16 protein-coding genes are annotated in these 18,492 nt (G+C 70.2%); 4 read left to right on the top strand and 12 right to left on the bottom strand.

Annotation, left to right across the window (positions count from 1 at the left end):
• Positions 1–367: 367 nt before the first annotated feature.
• The 4 genes from ABD798_RS23945 to ABD798_RS23930 all read right to left on the bottom strand — a co-directional run bounded on the left by ABD798_RS23945 (position 368) and on the right by ABD798_RS23930 (position 8,663).
• Positions 368–4,066, bottom strand: coding sequence for an FkbM family methyltransferase (locus tag ABD798_RS23945; RefSeq protein WP_344878647.1), 3,699 nt, complete (start codon positions 4,064–4,066; stop codon positions 368–370).
• 82 nt (positions 4,067–4,148) lie between these two features.
• Positions 4,149–5,633: an amidase family protein gene (locus ABD798_RS23940; protein ID WP_344878644.1), complete on the bottom strand. Its 1,485-nt coding sequence runs from the start codon at positions 5,631–5,633 to the stop codon at positions 4,149–4,151.
• Positions 5,634–5,693: 60 nt separating this feature from the next.
• Positions 5,694–7,037 (bottom strand): type I glutamate--ammonia ligase, encoded by a 1,344-nt coding sequence (gene glnA, locus ABD798_RS23935; RefSeq protein WP_344878641.1) that lies wholly within the window; start codon positions 7,035–7,037, stop codon positions 5,694–5,696.
• Positions 7,038–7,070: 33 nt separating this feature from the next.
• Positions 7,071–8,663, bottom strand: coding sequence for an alpha/beta hydrolase (locus tag ABD798_RS23930; RefSeq protein ID WP_344878638.1), 1,593 nt, complete (start codon positions 8,661–8,663; stop codon positions 7,071–7,073).
• Positions 8,664–8,756: 93 nt separating this feature from the next.
• Between ABD798_RS23930 and ABD798_RS23925 the strand changes: the two genes are divergently transcribed.
• The 4 genes from ABD798_RS23925 (at position 8,757) to ABD798_RS23910 (ending at position 12,060) form a co-directional block, all read left to right on the top strand.
• Positions 8,757–10,475: an NAD+ synthase gene (locus tag ABD798_RS23925; protein ID WP_344878635.1), complete on the top strand. Its 1,719-nt coding sequence runs from the start codon at positions 8,757–8,759 to the stop codon at positions 10,473–10,475.
• A gap of 63 nt (positions 10,476–10,538) precedes the next feature.
• Positions 10,539–10,934: a hypothetical protein gene (locus tag ABD798_RS23920; RefSeq protein WP_344878632.1), complete on the top strand. Its 396-nt coding sequence runs from the start codon at positions 10,539–10,541 to the stop codon at positions 10,932–10,934.
• 112 nt (positions 10,935–11,046) lie between these two features.
• Positions 11,047–11,907 (top strand): 3-methyl-2-oxobutanoate hydroxymethyltransferase, encoded by an 861-nt coding sequence (panB, locus tag ABD798_RS23915; RefSeq protein WP_344878629.1) that lies wholly within the window; start codon positions 11,047–11,049, stop codon positions 11,905–11,907.
• A gap of 24 nt (positions 11,908–11,931) precedes the next feature.
• Positions 11,932–12,060, top strand: a complete 129-nt coding sequence (locus tag ABD798_RS23910) for a hypothetical protein (RefSeq protein ID WP_344878626.1) — start codon at positions 11,932–11,934, stop codon at positions 12,058–12,060.
• 21 nt (positions 12,061–12,081) lie between these two features.
• On the opposite strand, the gene ABD798_RS23905 is transcribed toward ABD798_RS23910, so the two are convergent.
• The 8 genes from ABD798_RS23905 to ABD798_RS23870 are packed head-to-tail and all read right to left on the bottom strand — an operon-like array spanning position 12,082 to position 18,442.
• Positions 12,082–13,050: a glutathione S-transferase family protein gene (locus ABD798_RS23905; protein WP_344878623.1), complete on the bottom strand. Its 969-nt coding sequence runs from the start codon at positions 13,048–13,050 to the stop codon at positions 12,082–12,084.
• 20 nt (positions 13,051–13,070) lie between these two features.
• Positions 13,071–13,844: a helical backbone metal receptor gene (locus ABD798_RS23900; RefSeq protein ID WP_344878620.1), complete on the bottom strand. Its 774-nt coding sequence runs from the start codon at positions 13,842–13,844 to the stop codon at positions 13,071–13,073.
• A gap of 1 nt (position 13,845) precedes the next feature.
• A complete protein-coding gene (npdG, locus tag ABD798_RS23895; RefSeq protein ID WP_344878617.1) occupies positions 13,846–14,517 on the bottom strand; it encodes an NADPH-dependent F420 reductase in 672 nt (223 codons plus the stop codon).
• An 18-nt stretch (positions 14,518–14,535) separates the two neighbouring features.
• Positions 14,536–15,957, bottom strand: a complete 1,422-nt coding sequence (locus ABD798_RS23890) for an RNB domain-containing ribonuclease (protein ID WP_425549255.1) — start codon at positions 15,955–15,957, stop codon at positions 14,536–14,538.
• Positions 15,958–15,996: 39 nt separating this feature from the next.
• A complete protein-coding gene (locus tag ABD798_RS23885) occupies positions 15,997–16,191 on the bottom strand; it encodes a hypothetical protein (protein ID WP_344878614.1) in 195 nt (64 codons plus the stop codon).
• 51 nt (positions 16,192–16,242) lie between these two features.
• Complete coding sequence (locus ABD798_RS23880; protein WP_344878611.1) at positions 16,243–16,839, bottom strand: hypothetical protein; 597 nt, start codon at positions 16,837–16,839, stop codon at positions 16,243–16,245.
• A gap of 38 nt (positions 16,840–16,877) precedes the next feature.
• Positions 16,878–17,852: a C40 family peptidase gene (locus ABD798_RS23875; protein ID WP_344878608.1), complete on the bottom strand. Its 975-nt coding sequence runs from the start codon at positions 17,850–17,852 to the stop codon at positions 16,878–16,880.
• A 2-nt stretch (positions 17,853–17,854) separates the two neighbouring features.
• Entirely contained in the window at positions 17,855–18,442 is a 588-nt protein-coding gene (locus ABD798_RS23870) for a hypothetical protein (protein WP_344878605.1), read from the bottom strand.
• Positions 18,443–18,492: the final 50 nt, after the last annotated feature.

Below are 18,492 nucleotides of genomic sequence, written 5' to 3'. Positions count from 1 at the left end.
CCATCGGAAAATATTCACTTCAGTACAGGTGGGAGCACACGCCAGCGACGCACCGCACCAGGCGGGTTTTGTCAGGAGTGTGTTGTTCCCGAGGGTAGTACGCTATCCGATCAACGGAGCCGTCTTGAAGTGACCCCCTCAACAGAGGGCCAGCCTGTCAGCTGCGAATCAGAAGCACCGCAGTAACTTACCCGGTTCGTATCGCGGTGTCAACCCGCTCGACCCGGAGTGTCCAGCCGTCCTGCCCGGTCTCTCGCGATCCCGGTCCGTTCGGCTTCCCGTGCGGCAGAGAGAAAGTTACGCAGCGCCGCACGGGAAGTCAAATCGGCTGGTCAGGGGCTTACGAGGCGATCTTGGGTGATCGCTCTCAGCGACCGCGCGGGCGCAGCCAGAGGGTCAGCGTGTCCGGGGCGCGACCGGTTTCCGGATCAGGTCCGAGCAGGTCGGCCGGCTCCTTCGGCTCGGTGCCGCCGATGGGCACCAGGTCGTAGCCCCACGTTCCGAACTCGCGGAGCACCGCCACCGGGTCGTCGCCGAGCTCCACGGTCTGCCGGAGTGACAGCGAGCACACAACGTGCGGGCGGTCGCGCCGGAGCAGCCGGACCAGGCCGCCGAGAGCGCGGTGACTTCCACCGGGTGCGTCGACCTTCACCACGGACAGGCGCATTCCGTTCGCGGCGGGCAATGCCTCCAACTCGGCTTCGAGGCGGACAGCGCGCACGGTCGGCGCGGGCTGTTCTCCCTCTACCGGCTCTCCGGCGGGGTGAACGACCACGCCGCCGGTGAGGGCGGGACGGATCGCGAGTTCGGTCGAGGAGTCCCACGCGGCGGCGTCGACGACTGACAGGCGCTCGGCAACGGCGGGCGAGACGTTCACACCGACGTTGTGCCGCAGCAGCGCGCTGGCCTGCGCGTCTGGTTCGACCGCGACGACGGCCCCGCTCGTGCCGAGCATGTTCAGCACGCGGATGGAGTGGTAGCCCACGTGGGCTCCGATGTCGACGAAGACCCCGTCCGGCTCGACGAGGGAGTCGATGAGCGCGGACAGCTCCGGCTCCCACACACCGTTGGTGGAGAGCACGGGCAGCATCAGGGAGTCTTCGGCGGGCAGGCGCAGCAGGCCCGCGTCAGTGAGGACCACCGAGGTCGGTGTTCCTTCTAAGGAGGGGTCTGAGTCTCCCGCCCGGTCGTGCTCGCGGACGACGATCCGCCGGAGCGAGTCGGCGGTGCGCAGCGCGTCGGTGGCGGCGCGGACCCCGGACTCCAGGCGCGCGTCTCGTTCGCGCAGCGTGGTGACCACGCGCGACTCCAGCGAGTCGATGCGGTCGAGTGTGCGGTTCAGCGCGGAGGTCAGCTTGTCGATGCGCTCGGCGAGCGTGTCGATCTGCTTGTCCCGCGCGGCGTCGCGTTCGGCGAGGGAGTCCTCGATGGCCTGGAGGCGACGGCCCTGGCTGGCCATGTCGGCGCGAGCGCGGACCACGCCGTCGTCAACGCCGATGAGCTGGTCGTCGAGCTGGGTCTGCCGCTCGACGAGCTGCACGACGTCTGCGCGGAGGTCGGCGTCCGGACGGCCGCCCCCTGCCCCCCCGTCCTCGTTCTGCCTGCGCGCGAGTTCGCCCGCCGTGCGCTCGACGCCGTCGACGACGGCTGTGAGGACTTCGCGGAGGTGGTTGTCGTAGTGGCTGAGCACGCGGAGGACGGCCTTGCGGAGTGCCGGTGCGCCGGGGGTGCGGCTCTCGGTCTCCACGTTGGGCTTGCGCAGGAGCGCGTGCCTGGCGACGAGCAGCGGGCGGAGCGGGTCCTCGGCGGGGCCGGGCGGCGGTGCGGCGTGCTGGGTGCGCCATCCCCGGTATGCGTGCTCGACGCGATCGCGGAGCTGCTTCGCGGTGCCGTCGAGAGTGCGGCTGTGCGTGAGGTGCTCGCGCGCGGCCTGGCCGAGGCGGACGGTCGCTTCGGGGTCCTCGGCGACGGAGCGCATCAGTTCGACGGCTGCCTGTGCGTCCGGTTCGGTGCCGACGCCGTGGCACGGAACGAGCATCGCGACCTCGGGCGTGAACATCTCGGCGACCGCGCCGTGGTGCGAGGCGAGGATCGGCAGCGACATGCTCGCTGCGCGGGCCAGCTGCAAGGCGGTGCGGTCGGCGCCGTTGCCCTCCGCGCGGTGCAGCGACACGACGCAGTCGGCCATCGCGAGGAGGTCGTCGGTCAGCTCGATGTCGATGACACGGCCGTCGTTGCCGCGTTCGAGGAGCAGGATGCGGTGGTCGGAGGCGGTGGCCAGGCGCAGGCGCTCGGCGGCCTCGGGGTTGCGCACCGCACCGCTGACGGTGAGCACGAGCCGTGCGTCGTCGCGGTCGGGGAAGGCGCTGAGGAACGCGGACACCAGGCCGAGGGCGTTGCCCCGGCGCTCGGCGGTGTGGTCGACGGCGGAGACGAACACGATGCCGTCGTCCAGGCCGAAGCGCGCGCGGGCGGCCTTGCGCGCGGGGCGGTCGACCTCGCCGCGATCGGGCACCGGCAGCGCGAGCACGCGGACCGGGGCCGCGACGTTCTGCATCGCCTGCCTGGTCGCGTCGGACAGCACCCACACCTCGTCCACTTCGGACGGTGGTGCGGTGAGGACGCCGTCGGGGCTCACGGAGACGACGTAGCGGTCGCCCGGAACCGGGAGCGCTCCGGCGCAGCGCAGCACCACGGGGTAGACCGGGTCGTCGGCGGTCGGCAGGCCGGACGCGCGCACGGTCGCGCGCAGCAGCTCGGCCTCGGCGCCCGTGCCGACGACGCTGACGCCGAGCTGGTCGACGAGGGCGAGGCTGGAGCTGGGGTCGAGACGGGGCACGGCGTCCGGGTGGACGCGGCCGGTCGCGACGCCGGTCGTCGCGCACCAGGTGCGGAACTCCTTGGCCTGGGCGCCGAACGGGTCGGGATACTGCCTGCGCAGCTCGGGGTCGTCCTGCCAGAGCGCGGCGCCCCAGCGCGAGCCACCGGACGCGTGCTGGTTCTCGTCGGCGGGTTCGCACGCCCAGCGGAGGAAGTCGGCGACGTCGGCGGCCGGGCCGACGGCGGGCTTGGCGGGCGGGACGCCGTTGCGCTGCTGTGTGGCGCGGCGGTACTCGCGGCGCAGCGCGTCGGGGATCGGCGTGCCATCGGGCAGCGCGGCGAAGGCGTAGGGGTCGCGCTCGCGGTTGTGACCGACCCTGACCAGCTCGTTGCGGTAGATCGCGCACAGCTGCGCCATGGGCGGGTGCTCGGAGAGGAGCACGCGCGGGCGATCGGCGATGTTCGCGGACAGCAGCCACGGGCGCTGCGGGTCGAAGCCGGACAGGTGCACGGTGCGCAGCGGCTTGTCGCCGACGAGCAAACGGCCCTTGGAGTCGCGCCACGGCGGGCGCTGGTCGATGTTCCAGATCGAGACACCGATGCCGGGATCGCGCAGTACCTCGTGCTCGACCAGCGCGGGAGCACCGTCGAGGAATCCGCCGGCGGCGTCGGGGGCTTGGCGGACCTGCTCGGCCCACATGTTGAGGAACGGCGCGGAGCCGGGCGCGACCGCGATGAAGCCCGGGTCGAACATGCCCGCCGTGAGCAGTTCTTCCGGTGCCGGGCGCATTCCATCGCGCGGTAGCGGCTCCAGGACGCGCGGAAGCAGCACGACGGGGCTGCGCGAGACGGCGCTGAGCACCTCGTCGACGACCGTGTCCAGCACGAGGACGTTCGGGTCGAGGTAGAGCACGGGGCCGAGCTCGGCGAGCAGTCGCATCATCAGGCGCGGTTGCAACACGGCGCGCAGCTCGTCGGGTGTGCACGCGGTCGCGAGCCAGGACAGTTCGGCCGCGTCGACACCGATGTCCGCCGGGGTGAGCAGGCCGGGTCCGACGGCAGCAGGGTCGGCGTCGACCAGCAGTGCCAGGAAGCGACCACCGGGGTGCTTGGCGAGGAAGGCTCCGCTGAGCAGGCGGACGGCGGGCAGGTCCGCTCTTGTGGCCACTGTGCACGCGTTGAGCACGGCCTGCGGCTGTGGCTGCGGTTCGGTCGTCTGCTCGGACATCGCTGGTGCCTCGGTCACGACGCAGAACCTATCCCGCACGGACCGTGTTCGGGGTCGGTCAACCGGAGCACAAGCGCCTCCATGATCGGTTCGAGCTGGGTCAACGCGGCAGCGTCGGCAGGTACTTCGGGGTCAGTCGCGCTGGTTGGCGGCGTTCGAGGTCGGCGGCGAGGGACAGCAGGCGCGCGTCGGTGTCGCGCCCGGCGAACAGCGACACGCCGATGGGCAGCGGCCCGGCCGCACCTGCGGGAACCGTGATGTTGGGATAGCCCGCCATCGCCGCGGGGCCGCTCGTTCCGAGGACGAACGCGTCGCCCTCGCCGTACTCGGTCTTCCACGCCGGGCTGTTGGTGGGCGCGAGGATCGCGTCCAGACGGTGCTTCGCGACGGTCTCGTCGATCGCGCGCCGGGAGAGATCCGTCACGAGCGCGCGCTTGCGTCGATATTCGGGATCCGTTGTCGGTGTGGCGGCAAGGGTCTGCGTGAACAGCTCCTGGCCGAACTTCGACAGCTCGACCGGGTCCTTCGCGTTGAAGTCGATGAGTTCTTCAAGGGTCTTCGGACCACCCGCGCGCGTCGCGAGGTACGCGGGAAGGTCGCGCTTGAACTCGCTGAGCAGCACGGAGAGCGAGTGCTCCCCTGCCTCGTCCAGGTACGGGAGTTCGACGTCGACGACCGTAACGCCGTTGGCGCGTAGGCGGTCCACGGTCCCGTTGACGACACGGTCGACGTCGCGGTCCAATCCCGCCTTGCGCCACACGCCGATGCGAGCGCCTTGAAGCTTGGAGTTGTCCGATGCGGCGGGCTTAATACGCAACGCGTTCAGCGTGATCGCCGCGTCGACCACGTGGCGCGCAATGGGGCCTGCGGTGTCCTGTTCGTGGGAAATCGGCACAACGCCTTCACCGCTGACTGTGCCGAGCGTGGGCTTGAGTCCTACAACGCCGTTCGCAGCGGCAGGGCAGACGATGGAGCCGTTGGTCTCCGTGCCGATCGCGACCTGCGCCAACGACGCGGCGACCGCAGCTCCGGAGCCCGAGGACGAGCCGCACGGGTTGCGGTCGAGCACATGAGGGTTCGCGGTCTGACCGCCTACACCGGACCAACCGGATGTGGCCTTTGTGGACCGGAAGTTGGCCCACTCGGAGAGATTCGTCTTGCCGAGGATCACGGCACCGGCTGCCCTGAGCTTCCGAACTAGCTCAGCGTCCTTCGCGGGACGGCTGTTCAAGAGCGCGCGTGAGCCTGCGGTGGTGACTCCGGCGTCGATGTTGTCCTTTAAGAGAACGGGAATGCCGTCTAGTGGGCCGCGCAGCGCGTTGGCTTTCCTGCGCGCGTCACTGGCCGCAGCCTGCGCGAGCGCGTCGGGCTCTACGCGGAGCACCGCGCGCACTTTGCGGTCGACCGTGCGAATGCGGTGCAGATAGGCGCTGGTGAGGCGCACCGCGCTGAGCCGTCCCGCCGACATCCACTGTTGCAGCGCGGGAATCGTCGCGCTGTCCAGGTTCTCGCTGGCTTGGGCGGCGGGCGTGAACGCGGCGATGCTGGCTGCTGCGATCAGGACCGTGCTGAGGCGGCGGCGCATGGCCCCCACCCCAGCCTCGATCCTGGCTCGGGTCAACCCCTCGTTCAGACCTTGACGGCTCTACAGCATGGGGAGGTAGGTGCTCAGCTCGAACGGCGTCACCTGGCGGCGGTAGTCGTCCCACTCGGCGCGCTTGTTGCGGAGGAAGTAGTCGAAGACGGCTTCACCGAGCGTCTCCGCGACCAGTTCCGAGCTCTCCATGACCGCCAGCGCCTCGGCGAGGTTGTACGGCAGCGCGTCGTAACCAGCCGCACGGCGCTCGGCCTCGGTCAGCGACCACACGTTGTCCTCGGTGGGCTCCGGCAGCTCGTAGCCCTCCTGCACGCCCTTGAGCCCTGCGGCGAGGATGACCGCGTAGGCGAGGTACGGGTTGCACGAGGAGTCAGGGCTGCGCAGCTCGACACGGCGCGAGGACGCCTTGCCCGGCGAGTACATCGGCACGCGGACGAGCGCGGATCGGTTCGCGTGGCCCCAGCACACGGTCGTAGGGGCTTCACCACCGACGATGAGGCGCTTATAAGAGTTGACCCACTGGTTTGTGACCGCGCTGATCTCGCGCGCGTGCTTGAGGAGACCGGCGACGAACGCCTTGCCGGTCTGCGACAGCTCGTAGGGGTCTTCGCTGTCGTAGAAGGCGTTGCGGTCGCCCTCGAAGAGGCTGAAGTGCGTGTGCATGCCGGAGCCCGCGTGCTGCGAGAACGGCTTCGGCATGAAGGACGCGCGCACGCCCTGGGTGATCGCAACCTCCTTGACCACGTAGCGGAAGGTCATCACGTTGTCGGCCATGGTCAGCGCGTCGGCGTAGCGCAGGTCGATCTCCTGCTGGCCGGGCGAGGCCTCGTGGTGGCTGAACTCCACCGAGATGCCCATCGCCTCCAGCGTCTCGATGGCGTGGCGGCGGAAGTGCGGCGCGGCGTTGTGGCTGGCCTGGTCGAAGTAGCCGCCGCGGTCGGCGGGCTCCGGCGAGGTGCCGTCGCTGGTCAGCTGGCGCAGCAGGTAGAACTCGATCTCCGGGTGCACGTAGCAGGTGAAACCCGCCTCGCTGGCCTTGGCGAGCGTGCGCCGCAGCACGTGGCGCGGGTCGGACCAGCACGGGGAGCCGTCGGGCATGGAGATGTCGCAGAACATCCGCGCCGAGTAGTGGCTGCCGTCGCCGGTCTCCCAGGGCAGCACCTGGAAGGTGGCCGGGTCGGGCTTGGCGACCATGTCGGACTCGTAGACCCGCGCGAAGCCCTCGATCGCGGAGCCGTCGAAGCCGATGCCCTCGGCGAACGCGCCCTCCAGCTCGGCGGGCGCGACGGCGACGGACTTCAGGAACCCGAGCACGTCGGTGAACCACAGCCGGACGAACCGGATGTCGCGCTCTTCCAGGGTGCGGAGCACGAACTCCTGCTGGCGATCCATGCGGTCACCCTAGATGTCCGAGGCCGCGCGCGATCAACCAGCGCAGCGCGCGCCCTCCGCAGGCACCTTCAGATCCACCAGGTAGGCGATGCCCGCCGCGTCGACGCACGGGTTGCCGGAGAGGAAACCGGTGTGCCGCGTGGCGTCCTGGGTGAGCAGTCGCGCGCGGAGGACCCTGGCGAGCTTGATGCCCGCCTCGTGCGGCGTGGCCGGGTCGCCGGTCGTGGACACGACGAGCAGCTGCGGCAGACCGGGCAGGTCGGCGCGCAACGGCTGCGCGGAGACCGGAGCGGGCCAGAACGCGCACGCGTCGAGATAGCCGACCACGGGTGAACCGTCGTCGAGGAACGGCGCGGCCTGCCGGTAGCGGCGCTCGACGTCAGCGCGGACCGCGCGGTCGCTGGTCCTCGCGTCGTCCACGCAGCGCACGGCGGAGAACGCGTCGTTGATGTTGGAGTAGCGCCCGTCGCTCCCACGGCCGTTGTAGTTGTCCGCCAAGGACATCAAGACCTCACCGCCGCCCTTGCTGAGCTGGTTGAGGCCGCTGTTGAGGCCTTCCCACTGCGTCTCGGAGTAGAGGGTCTGGATGACCGCGGTCACCGCGTCGCCGTAGGACAGCTTGCGGCCGTCCTTCAAGGCGATCGGTTTCTCCGCGAGAGGTCGCACGAGCCGTTGGAACACCTTCGCGGTCTGCGTCGCGTCAGTGCCGAGCGCGCAGTCGAAGCGCTGTGCGCACCAGCGGCTGAACGCGTCGAACGCCTTCTGGAAGCCCGCGCCTTGTGCGATGAGTTCGTTGTTCGGGTCCTGGTCGGGGTCCACGGCGCCGTCGAGCACCATCGCGCGCACGTTGCCGGGGAAGTTCTCCGCGTACACAGTGCCGATGCGCGTGCCGTAGGAGTAGCCGATGTAGGTCAGCTTCTCGTCGCCCAACGCCGAGCGCATGACGTCCAGGTCCTTCGCGACCTCACGGCTGCCGATGTTGGCGAGGACGTCGGTTCCGGTCCGCGACGCGCACTTCGTCGCGTAGTCCTTCTCCTCCGCCTCGGACGCCGCCACGCCCGCGGGCGAGTAGTCGAGATCGGTGTCCAGACGCAGCTCGTCACGCTCAGCGTCGGTCAGACAGCGCACCTCCGGCTGGCTGGCGCCGACCCCGCGCGGGTCAAATCCGACCAGGTCGAAGCGCTTGCCAAGGTCGTTGTCACGCACCTGCCCGGACATCCCCGCCGCGGCGGCCATGCCGGAGGCACCCGGTCCGCCTGGGTTGATGACCACGGAGCCGATGCGTTTGTCCTTCTCGGTCGCCGGACGGCGCAGCAGGCCGAGGGTGATGTCACGGGCGCCGGGCCTCGCGTAGTCCAGCGGCACGGTCATCCGCGCGCACTCGACGGTGCGGCGTTGGAACGCCTCGCGCTGCTCGGAGCTGACCGCGTACCCGTCGCAGGACTCCCACGTGAGCTTCTGCGCGTAGTAGCGCTCCAGCCCTGCGGGTACAGGACCGGCCGGTCCGCGTTGTTCGACACGGGGTTGCACCTGGGCCTGGTTGTTCGGCGAGGTCGCGGTGCATCCAGCGAGCAGCACTGCCGACAGCGCGCACAGGGCGGTCCAGCGTCGTTCCACAACGGGCATGCGGTGATCCTGCCAGGAGCTGTGTGCCAGACGCGTCGTGCCAGATGCGGCGAAGTTACCCAGGGACCCGCCGAATGCGCGAAAATATCCTTTATGGCACAGCTCCGCCTCGCACTCGCCCAGGTCAACGCATGTGTCGGCGATCTCGTCGGCAATTCCAAACTCATCGTGGAATGGACCCGCAAGGCCGTGGACGAGGGCGCGGCGCTGGTCGCGTTCCCGGAGATGGCGCTCACCGGCTATCCCGTGGAGGACCTCGCACTGCGAAAGTCCTTCGCGCTCGCGTCGCGTTCCGCGCTCGACGAGGTCGCCGGTCAGCTCGCCGCAGCGGGCTGCGGGGACGCGCTCGTGGTGGTCGGTTACCTCGACCACGACGAGAAAGGCCCGCGCAATGCCGCCGCGTTCATCCACAACGGCGCGGTGGTCGGCAGGTTCGCCAAGCACCACCTGCCCAATTACGGCGTTTTCGACGAGACGCGGTACTTCGTGCCGGGGACCACGCTGCCGATCGTGCGGCTGCACGGGCTCGACGTGGGCGTGGTGATCTGCGAGGACATCTGGCAGGACGGTGGCCCGGTCGCCGCGCTCAGTGAAGCCGGTGTCGACGTGGTGGTGTGCATCAACGGCTCGCCTTATGAGCGCAACAAGGACGACTCGCGCGGTCCGCTCGTCGGCCGACGCGCTGCCGAAGCCGGTGCGCCGATGGCGTACGTGAACCTCGTAGGTGGACAAGACGAGCTGGTCTTCGACGGTGACTCGCTCATCGTGTCCCCGAACGGCCAGATTCTGGCGCGCGCTCCGCAGTTCGTGGAGCACCTGCTCGTGCACGACTTCGACCTGGAGCCCGGCGGCCACGACCGCGTGGGGGCGATCGGCGGTTTCGACGTCAGCAGGACAGTCGTCAGCTCCGCGCCGCTCGCGCCGTACGAGGCGGTCGCGGGCACTGTCGCCGAACCGCTCAGCGAGGACGCTGAGGTGTGGAACGCGCTGGTCGTGGGCCTGCGTGACTACGTGCGCAAGAACAACTTCCGGTCGGTGGTGTTCGGGTTCTCCGGCGGCATCGACTCGGCCGTGGTCGCCGCGCTGGCCGCCGACGCGCTCGGTGGTGCCGCGGTGCACGGTGTCGGCATGCCGTCCGAGTACTCCTCGGAGCACTCGCGCACCGACGCCGCCGACCTGGCGGAGCGGATCGGCGCGCACTTCCAGGAGGTGCCGATCGGCAAGCAGGTGGAGGTGTTCGTCTCGCAGCTCGGCCTCACCGGGCTCGCGGAGGAGAACATCCAGGCCCGCTGCCGGGGCATGGCGCTGATGGGGCTGTCCAACCAGCACGGGCACCTGGTGCTGGCCACGGGCAACAAGACCGAACTGGCGGTCGGCTACTCGACGATCTACGGCGACGCGGTCGGCGGTTTCGCGCCGATCAAGGACGTGCCGAAGACGCTGGTGTGGCGGCTGGCGAAGTGGCGCAACGCCGAGGCGGAGCGCAACGGCGAGGTGCCACCGATCCCGGAGAACTCGATCACGAAGCCGCCGTCGGCCGAGCTGCGGCCCGGTCAGCAGGACAGCGACAGCCTGCCGGACTACGAGCTGCTGGACGCCGTGCTGGACGACTACATCGAGGGCGACAGCGGTTTCGGGGACCTGGTCGCGGCCGGGTTCGCGCCGGAGCTGATCGAGCGGGTGTTGCAGATGGTCGACCGCGCGGAGTACAAGCGCCGCCAGTACCCACCGGGCACGAAAATCACCTTCAAGGCATTCGGCAGAGACCGACGACTGCCGATCACAAACGCCTGGCGAGAGCACCGCGTGTGACCATTATTTGGGGCGGCCCGAAGCGAACTGGCGCATTGGCGACAATTCACTACATTCGTCACCATGATGTTTTCCGCTTTCGCCACGGCAGCTTCGTTCGCCATCGCCTCCCTCGCGGGTGGCCCGACCGCGGTTGAGACCCAGCACAAGGTCTTGACCGCCACCGCCCATTTCTCCGGCAGCGCCGTCGCTTTCCCCGAGGGCTCGGAGCTGAAGTACCGCGTGACCGGGAAGCTCAAGCTCGTGTGCGAGACCAGTGACACGAAGGCCACCGCGCGGTTCGAGCACGGCTCTCAGTTCGCGCACACCGCCGAGGTGAGCTGCGCCGCGGGCAAGAACGTCCTGGACGTCAACGTGACCGGCAAGCTGCTGGCCAACCGCAAGCTGGACGTGCGCTTGGGCGTGTGGAACGTCAAGACCAGCTGGGGCGGCGAGAAGACCTACGTCCTGGGCATGTGAAGCCCGTCGCAGAGGTTCGCGGGAGCGCACGGCGCGTGTCACTCTGACCTGGACATCATCCGCACACCCAGGGACCAGCTTTGTAAGCGGCCTTGAGGGAGGACGGTCAACGATGACCAGCCATGTTCCGGTTGAGGAAAGCGCCCCGTACGGCGCCGGAAGCACCGCGAAGCCCGCGCGTCGGGTTCGCGTCCACCACCTCCGTGAACTGAAGCAGCGCGGCGAGCCGTGGCCGATGCTCACCGCCTACGACACGTTCACCGCCAAGATCTTCGACGAAGCCGGGATTCCCGTGCTGCTAGTCGGGGATTCCGCATCGAACACGGTGTTCGGCTATTCCAGTTCGCTCCTGGTCAGCGTCGAAGAGCTGATGCCGCTCGTGCGCGCGGTGACCAGGTCGGTGACCAAGGCGCTCGTGGTGGCTGACCTGCCCTTCGGCTCGTACCAGATCTCTCCGGAGCAGGCGCTCACCACGGCCGTGCGGTTCATGAAGGACGGCCAGGCGCACGCGGTGAAGCTCGAAGGCGGCAGGCGTTTCGCCCCGCACGTCGAGGCGATCACCGCTGCGGGCGTCCCGGTCATGGGCCACATCGGATTCACCCCGCAGAGCGAGCACAACCTCGGCGGCTACCGGGTGCAGGGCCGTGGCGAAGCCGGGGACGACCTGGTGGCCGACGCGCTCGCGCTCCAGGAAGCCGGGGCGTTCGCCGTGGTGCTGGAGATGGTGCCGGCCGAGGTGGCCAAGCGGATCACCTCTGATCTGGTCATCCCGACGGTGGGCATCGGCGCCGGTCCGGACTGCGACGCGCAGGTGCTGGTGTGGCAGGACATGGCCGGGCTGAACCAGGGCAAGGCGCCGCGCTTCGTCAAGCGCTACGCCGACCTCGCCGGAGTGCTGTCCCAGGCCGTCGGCCAGTTCGCGGACGAGGTGCGCGGCGGCGAGTTCCCCGGTCCGGAGCACACCTTCCACTAGGGCGTGTTTCATAGGTCTCGTTCGATGAGAGCCGGGATCGAGGTCGTTCCTGGCAAGACGGCGGGGAGTCCGCGTACCGGTGTTGTACGTGGGCTTTCCGGCGGCGCGGCCAGGGGCGGGCTCGGCCTGGCTATCGCGAACACGGACCTGTGAAACACGCCCTAGCGCGAGGGACTACCTCGGCGGCGTCCCGGCACCGAAGGGGCTGCCGCCGAGGGCCTCGCGGCCGTGCGGCTCGTACCACCCGCCGAGATCCGGTCCCTTGGGCACGATGAGGCTCGGGTTCAGCTGGTGGTGCGTGGCGTAGTAGTGCCGCTTGATGTGGTCGAAGTCGACCGTGTCGCCAAAACCGGGCGTGGTGAACAGATCCCGCGCGTAAGCCCACAGCACCGGCATCTCGCTGAGCTTGTTGCGGTTGGTCTTGAAGTGCCCGTGGTAGACCGCGTCGAAGCGCACGAGCGTGGTGAACAGCCGGACGTCAGCCTCGGTGATCGTGTCGCCGACGAGGTAGCGCTGGTCGGCCAGGCGGGCGCTGAGCGCGTCCAGCCGCTCGAACAACGCGTCGAAGGCCTTGTCGTAGGCGGCCTGCGAGGTCGCGAACCCGCAGCGGTAGACGCCGTTGTTCACGTCGCGGTAGACCTCGGCGTTGATCGCGTCGATCTCCTCGCGCAGCGTCTCCGGGTAGAGGTTCGGCGCGCCTTCGCGGTGGAAAGCCTTCCACAGCAAGGAGAAGTCGGTGGTGATCTGCGGGTAGTCGTTGGTGACGACCTTGCCGCTGGGCACGTCCACGATGCTCGGGACGGTGAAGCGCCCGGCGAACTCCGGATCGGTCGCCAGGTAGGCCTCGGACAGGAACCCGATGCCCAGCACGGGATCGCGGTCGTTCTCGTCGAGCGTGAAGCGCCAGCCCGTGTCGTCGCGGATCGGGTCGACGACGCCGAGCGAGATGACGTCCTCCAGACCGAGCAGCCTGCGGACGATCACCGCGCGGTGCGCCCACGGGCACGCCAGCGAGACCACCAACCGGTAGCGGCCCGCTTCGAGCGGCCAGTCCGATGCGCCGATGCGGTCGGTGAACCGATTGGCCTGGCGGACCCACTCGCCGCGCTGGGACGTTTCCGAGCCGAACTGCGCTGTCGCCATGCACCCGACGATAGGACGGTTCAGGCCCGTTCGGTGGGACCCGGCTCCAGCGCGGCGGCCAGCGCGGCGTGCGCGAGCACCAGCGACGGGCCGTACCAGGTCAGGAACCGGCCGTTGACCAGCACGGACCTGGTGCCGGGGAAGGCTTCCGGGCCGTCGTCGGCGGTGAACTCGTACGGCTCGTCGGGCAGCACGACCAGATCCGCCCGCACGGCCTGGAGCTCGTCGAGCTTGGGTCGCGGGTAGCGGTCCTCGTGCTCGGCGTAGGCGTTGGCGATCCCGAGCCTGCGGAGCACGTCGCCCGCGAACGTGTCACGCCCGACCACGATCCACGGCTTGCGCCACACCGGCACGATCGCGGTCGCGGTGACCGGCGGGAGTTCGCGGTTCCACAGCCGCTCCGCCTCGCGCAGCCACTCCGGCTCGGCGAGCGCGAACGCCTCCGCCAACAGCCTGCGGATCGAGGCCAGCGCGGCGGGCACGGTCGCGGGCGCCTCGGTCACCCACACCGGCACGCCGGCTCCGCGCAGCTCAGCGACCTCCTCAGGGCGGTTCTCCTCGGAGTTCGCCACGACCAGGTCCGGGCTCAGCGCCAGGACCTGGTCGACCTTCGGGTACTTCGAGCCGCCGATGCGGGGAAGGTCGAGGTCGGCGGGGTGCGTGCAGTAGTCCGTGACGCCGACGAGCGCGTCACGGACGTCAGCGGCCAGCACCTCGGTCAGTGAGGGCACCAACGACACGACCCGCCGAGGCCGCTCGGGCAGCTCGACAGGCGCCCCCAGGTCGTCGTTCATGTCAGACGTCGGTGATCCGGATGCCCGCGTGAGCCTTGTAGCGCTTGTTGATCGCGATCAGGTTGGCGGTGAAGGCCTCGACCTGACCCGCGTTGCGCAGACGACCGCCGAAGACCCCGCGCATGCCCGGGACCAGGTCGGCAAGGGCGCGAACGGTGTCGGTGGCCTCGCGGTCGTCGCCGAGCACGAGCACGTCGATGTCCACCTCGGCGACCTCGGGGTCGGCCAGCAGCACGGCGGAGACGTGGTGGAAGGCAGCGGTGACCCGCGACTCCGGCAGCAGCGCCGCGGCCTGCTGCGCCGCGCTGCCCTCCTCGACTGCCAGGGCGAACGGCCCCTGCTTGTCAAAGCCGAGCGGGTTCACGCAGTCGATGACGATCTTCCCGGCGAGCGTCTCGCGGAGCGGCTCCAGGGTCTTCGCGTGGGCGTCCCACGGCACCGCTACCAGCACGATGTCCGCCGTCTCCGCGCAGGAGGCGTTGTCCGCACCGGTGACGTCACCGCCGGTGGCCTGCGCCAGCTCCTCGGCCGCGGCTTCGGCCCGGGCGGCGTCACGGGAGCCGATGACGACCTTCACCCCCGCCTTCGCCCAGCGGTAGGCAAGGCCCTTGCCCTGCGCTCCGGTGCCGCCGAAGACCCCCACGGTCAGCGAACGCACATCGGCACTAGTCACTCTTGCTCCTCATCAAAGTCAGGCGGCTTCGAAGATCACTCGGCGCGCGGCCGGGTCGACCTCGACGAGCCTCGCCATGATCCGCTGGCCCTCGACCAACCCGTCCCCACGGCACTTGCCGACGACGGGCGGATCGAGCAGGAAGACGGTTCCGCCGCTCTCCCCGTTGGTGCGCAACACCACGGCGGGGAAAAGTCTTCCGACCTGCCCGGCGAGGGTCCACGCCTCGGCCTGGTCGATGCACGCGCGCTCCACCTGCGCGGCGACCCGATCGGAGCTCTCCATGGCCGACGGCAGCTCGGGCAGCGCCTCGCGCACCCAGTCCGGCACCTCCCCGCCCGCCGTCACCGCGAGGCAGATCTCGGTGGCGTAGCGGTCGACCAGCCGCCGCAGCGGGGCCGTGACGTGCGCGTACGGTGCTCCGATGCCCGCGTGGCCGCGCACGTGCGGGGCGACTCCGTCGAAGGCGGTGTAACCCGCTCCGCGCAGCAGCCTCGTCGCGTCGTCGAGCAGCGCCATCGTGGCCGGGCTGGCCGGGTCGAGCCCGATCAGCAGGCTCGCCGCGTCCGCGTCCTCGGCCCAGTCGATGCCCAGCGCGGCGGCGGAGCGGCGCAGTTCGACCACGGCCTGCTCCGGCGCGTCGGGCAGCGTCCGCAGCACGCCGATGTCGGCCCCGATCATGATCTGCGCCGCGCACATGCCGGTGAGCAGGGAGATCTCCGCGTTCCAGGTCTCGACGTCCAGCCTCGGGCGGATCACCACCCGCCAGCCGCCGTTGCCGTCGGAGGCCACCTGCTGCTCGGGCAGTTCGAGTTCGATCGCGCCGCGCGCGGCCGCTGCCTTGCGGCGGAGCTTGCCCAGCTCGGGCAGCGCGGCGATCGACGGGTGCGGCGCGCCGGCGTCGATCGCGGCCTGCACGCCCGCGTAGTCCAGCCGCGCCACCGAGCGCACCAGCGCCCTGCGCAGCTCGACGCGGGTGGGCTCGGCGTCGGAGTCCAGGTCGATCGTCCAGAGCACCGCCGCGCGCGCCTGGCCCGGCAGCAGGCTCGACGCGCCCTCGGAGAGCACCGGCGGGTGCAGTGGGATGGCGCCGTCGGGCAGGTAGAAGGTCTGGCCGCGCTTGCGGACCTCGGCGTCCAGCGCGCCACCCGGGCGAACCGTCACGCCCAGGTCCGCGATGGCGTAGTGCACGCGGAAGCCGGACCCCAGGCGCTCGATGAGCACCGCCTGGTCCAGGTCGCGGCTGCCGACGGGGTCGACCGTGACCAGGGGCAGGTCGGTGGCGTCGACGCGGTCGACGCCGTCGGGCACTCCGGCGGCGCGCTCGGCCTCGGCCAGTGCGGCTTCGGGGAAGGGGCCGGGCAGCGGGAACTCGGCGCGGATGGCGGCGAATCCGGGCAGGGACGCGCCGTCGTGGTCGCCGCCCGCCGGACTCAGCACAGGCTGAGCCTAACCGCGCTGAGCGCGCTTCGGCTCGTCCTAGTCCTCGTCATCGGCCCACGTCCGGTCCTGGTCGTCGGCCCGCTCCGTGCGCTGGCGAGCGATCTCCAGCGCACGCTCCGCCGTCGCCCTGTCCGGGTAGGGCCCCATCCGGTCGGCACCGCGACAGGACTTGCCCTGCTCGGCCGTGTGGTGCTTCAGGCAGAAGTACCAGGCGTTCTCCGCGTCCACCATGGACCGAGCCTGACATGCGTGATCGGACATGTCACGCGTCCGGCAAGGTGATCAGCGGCCCGCACCCCACGGCGGGAGCTGTTGACCGTGCGGTGGAGTCATCGGAGGCGGCTGGTGACCGTTGGGCGGCGGGGCGTGTCGCGGCGGCGGCTGCTGCTGCACCGGGTGACCACCCGTGTGCATGCCGCCGTTCTGCGGCACCGGCGGGATCGGGTTCGGCGCGGGCGGCACGTGCCCCGCCTGCTGCCTCGGGATCGGGTCCAGGCAGGAGACCAGCACCCGCTTGTTCTCCGGGTCCTCGATCCGCGCGCCGGTGCGCTCCCGGTACACGAGGTCCCCGGTCACGTCGATCTCCGCGAAGACGCCGACCTCGGCCAACTGCTCCTCGTCCAGGTCAACCAGGCGCTCGTAGCGCGAGGGCACCACCTTGTAGACCGGCCAGCGCAGGTGACCGAAGGCCTGGTGGAACTCGGCCATCAGGTGCGCCATCTGCTGCTGCCAGGGCAACGGCATGGACTCGGCGAGCGAGCGCGGCAGAACGGCGTAGCCGGGGTCCACCCCGTGCCGTGCGCCGTTGAGGTAGTCGCGCAACGGCGTCGAGGACGCCGGTGGTCCCGCGGGCCGCGGAATCGGCTCGTTGTTGTACATCCCTGCCCCTCCCAAGTCCCCAGCTCCCCCAGCTCGCGTCAGGCGGTGGGCCGGACGACGTAGTCCAGCAGTCCTGGGTAGCGATCGACGCTGACCCTGCGAACCTTCTCGCCGCTGTACGGCGCCTCCACCATCTCATCGTCACCGAGGTACATCGCCACGTGATGGATCGTCGCCGGATTGCGCGTGTCGTAGGCCCAGAACAACAGATCACCCGGCTGGGCCTGTGCCCGGGGGATGTAGGCGCCCGCTTTCCACTGGTCGCGCGAGACCCGGGGCAGCTTCACCCCGGCCGCGCCATAGGCGCGCAGCATCAGCCCGGAGCAGTCGTAGGTGTCGGGGCCCGTCGCGCCCCACACGTACGGGGAGCCGATCTCGCTGAGCGCGAAGGCGATCGCCGCCTGCGCCACCTGCGACGGCGCGGGCAGGGTCTCGCAGCTGGCGGCGGGCTCGACGTCACCGGCGATCTGGCTGATCAGGAAGATCGCCATCGACTCCCAGCGGTGGTAGCGCAGCGGGAAGCCGGAGCGCTCGACCTTCTGCGCCGCGTCACCCGGCCGCATGTCCTGCCAGTTCGGGACGCGTTCGAGCGTGTCGTAGAACCAGTTGATCTGCCACGGGATGTTCATCCGGTCCGACAGCGGCCCGTGCATCCCCCGGATCTGGAAGATGCCGACCGAGTCGCGGTCGCCGTGGTCGAGGTTGCGCAGGTTCGACTCCGTGCGCCCCGCCTGGATCGCGATCTGCCACGCCTTGGGCGGCAGGTTCCGCTGCTTGCCCATGGAGATGATCATCGCGACGATCTGCCGGGACTCGTCGGCGAGCTTGGCCGCGTCGGACTCGCCCTGCGCGGCGCCGGAGGCCGACCAGTTGCCGCCGAACTCCGTCGGGGCGCAGTAGGACAGCCCGCTCTGCTGCTTGCCGGCACCGCCGAGCAGCGCGGAGATCACGGCGATGGCCATGATCGTGCCGACGGCCGTGATCGCCAGAAACACGGGAACGACACGTCTCATGGCTACTCCACGGGTGTGTAGTAGGACACCCGCCAGCCCTGGTCAGGGACGCGGATGACGTAGAGCTTGATCGAGCCCTTGTCGGTGGGCACCGTCACCTCCACCGAGCTGGTCGTCGCGTTGGCCGCCGTCGCCTTGCCCGTCACCGCGCTCGGCGCCACGTTGCCCGGGTCGACCGTGCCGAGCACCGCCATCTGCTCCTCGGTGCTGTGCGGGCGCAACCCCGACAGCCACTGCTGGTCGGAGATGCCGTCCGGGTGCGTGACGAAGGCCTTCGCCCACGCCTCGGCCACGGTCAACGCCTCCGCCGCCGGGGCAGCGGGCACCGGTGCCGCCAGCGGGTTGGTGGTGATCCTCGGCGCCGCGCTCGTCGTGGGTCCCGAAGCGGTCCCGCTCGGCTGGCGCTGCGTCGTCGTCTGGGCCTGCGGGACCTCCCGTTCCGGTGGCGGGTCCGGTAACAGCAGACCGATCCCGGTGGCCGCGGCCACCACGATGACCAGGGAAATGACGAAGTGCGTCGGCGAACGCAGGGGCCAGCCCCACAGCCGGCGGTAGACCGCGGTGCGGCCCCGGTTGGTGCGGATCGGCATCGGCGACTACCTCCTCTCAGCTCTCGGGCTCGTAGTTCTCATCAGGGCTC

This window comes from Allokutzneria multivorans, from assembly GCF_039537405.1.
GTDB lineage: Bacteria > Actinomycetota > Actinomycetes > Mycobacteriales > Pseudonocardiaceae > Allokutzneria > Allokutzneria multivorans.
This window is presented reverse-complemented; position numbering and strand designations above follow the sequence as displayed.

Excerpts from the sequence above, each read along its gene's own strand:
- ABD798_RS23940 (WP_344878644.1), bottom strand. The coding sequence starts at position 5,633 with ATGCGCCGCCGCCTCAGCACGGTCCTGATCGCAGCAGCCAGCATCGCC.
- glnA (WP_344878641.1), bottom strand. The coding sequence starts at position 7,037 with ATGGATCGCCAGCAGGAGTTCGTGCTCCGCACCCTGGAAGAGCGCGAC.
- ABD798_RS23930 (WP_344878638.1), bottom strand. The coding sequence starts at position 8,663 with ATGCCCGTTGTGGAACGACGCTGGACCGCCCTGTGCGCGCTGTCGGCA.
- ABD798_RS23925 (WP_344878635.1), top strand. The coding sequence starts at position 8,757 with ATGGCACAGCTCCGCCTCGCACTCGCCCAGGTCAACGCATGTGTCGGC.
- ABD798_RS23920 (WP_344878632.1), top strand. The coding sequence starts at position 10,539 with ATGATGTTTTCCGCTTTCGCCACGGCAGCTTCGTTCGCCATCGCCTCC.
- panB (WP_344878629.1), top strand. The coding sequence starts at position 11,047 with ATGACCAGCCATGTTCCGGTTGAGGAAAGCGCCCCGTACGGCGCCGGA.
- ABD798_RS23910 (WP_344878626.1), top strand. The coding sequence starts at position 11,932 with ATGAGAGCCGGGATCGAGGTCGTTCCTGGCAAGACGGCGGGGAGTCCG.
- ABD798_RS23905 (WP_344878623.1), bottom strand. The coding sequence starts at position 13,050 with ATGGCGACAGCGCAGTTCGGCTCGGAAACGTCCCAGCGCGGCGAGTGG.
- ABD798_RS23900 (WP_344878620.1), bottom strand. The coding sequence starts at position 13,844 with ATGAACGACGACCTGGGGGCGCCTGTCGAGCTGCCCGAGCGGCCTCGG.
- ABD798_RS23885 (WP_344878614.1), bottom strand. The coding sequence starts at position 16,191 with ATGGTGGACGCGGAGAACGCCTGGTACTTCTGCCTGAAGCACCACACG.
- ABD798_RS23880 (WP_344878611.1), bottom strand. The coding sequence starts at position 16,839 with ATGTACAACAACGAGCCGATTCCGCGGCCCGCGGGACCACCGGCGTCC.
- ABD798_RS23875 (WP_344878608.1), bottom strand. The coding sequence starts at position 17,852 with ATGAGACGTGTCGTTCCCGTGTTTCTGGCGATCACGGCCGTCGGCACG.
- ABD798_RS23870 (WP_344878605.1), bottom strand. The coding sequence starts at position 18,442 with ATGCCGATCCGCACCAACCGGGGCCGCACCGCGGTCTACCGCCGGCTG.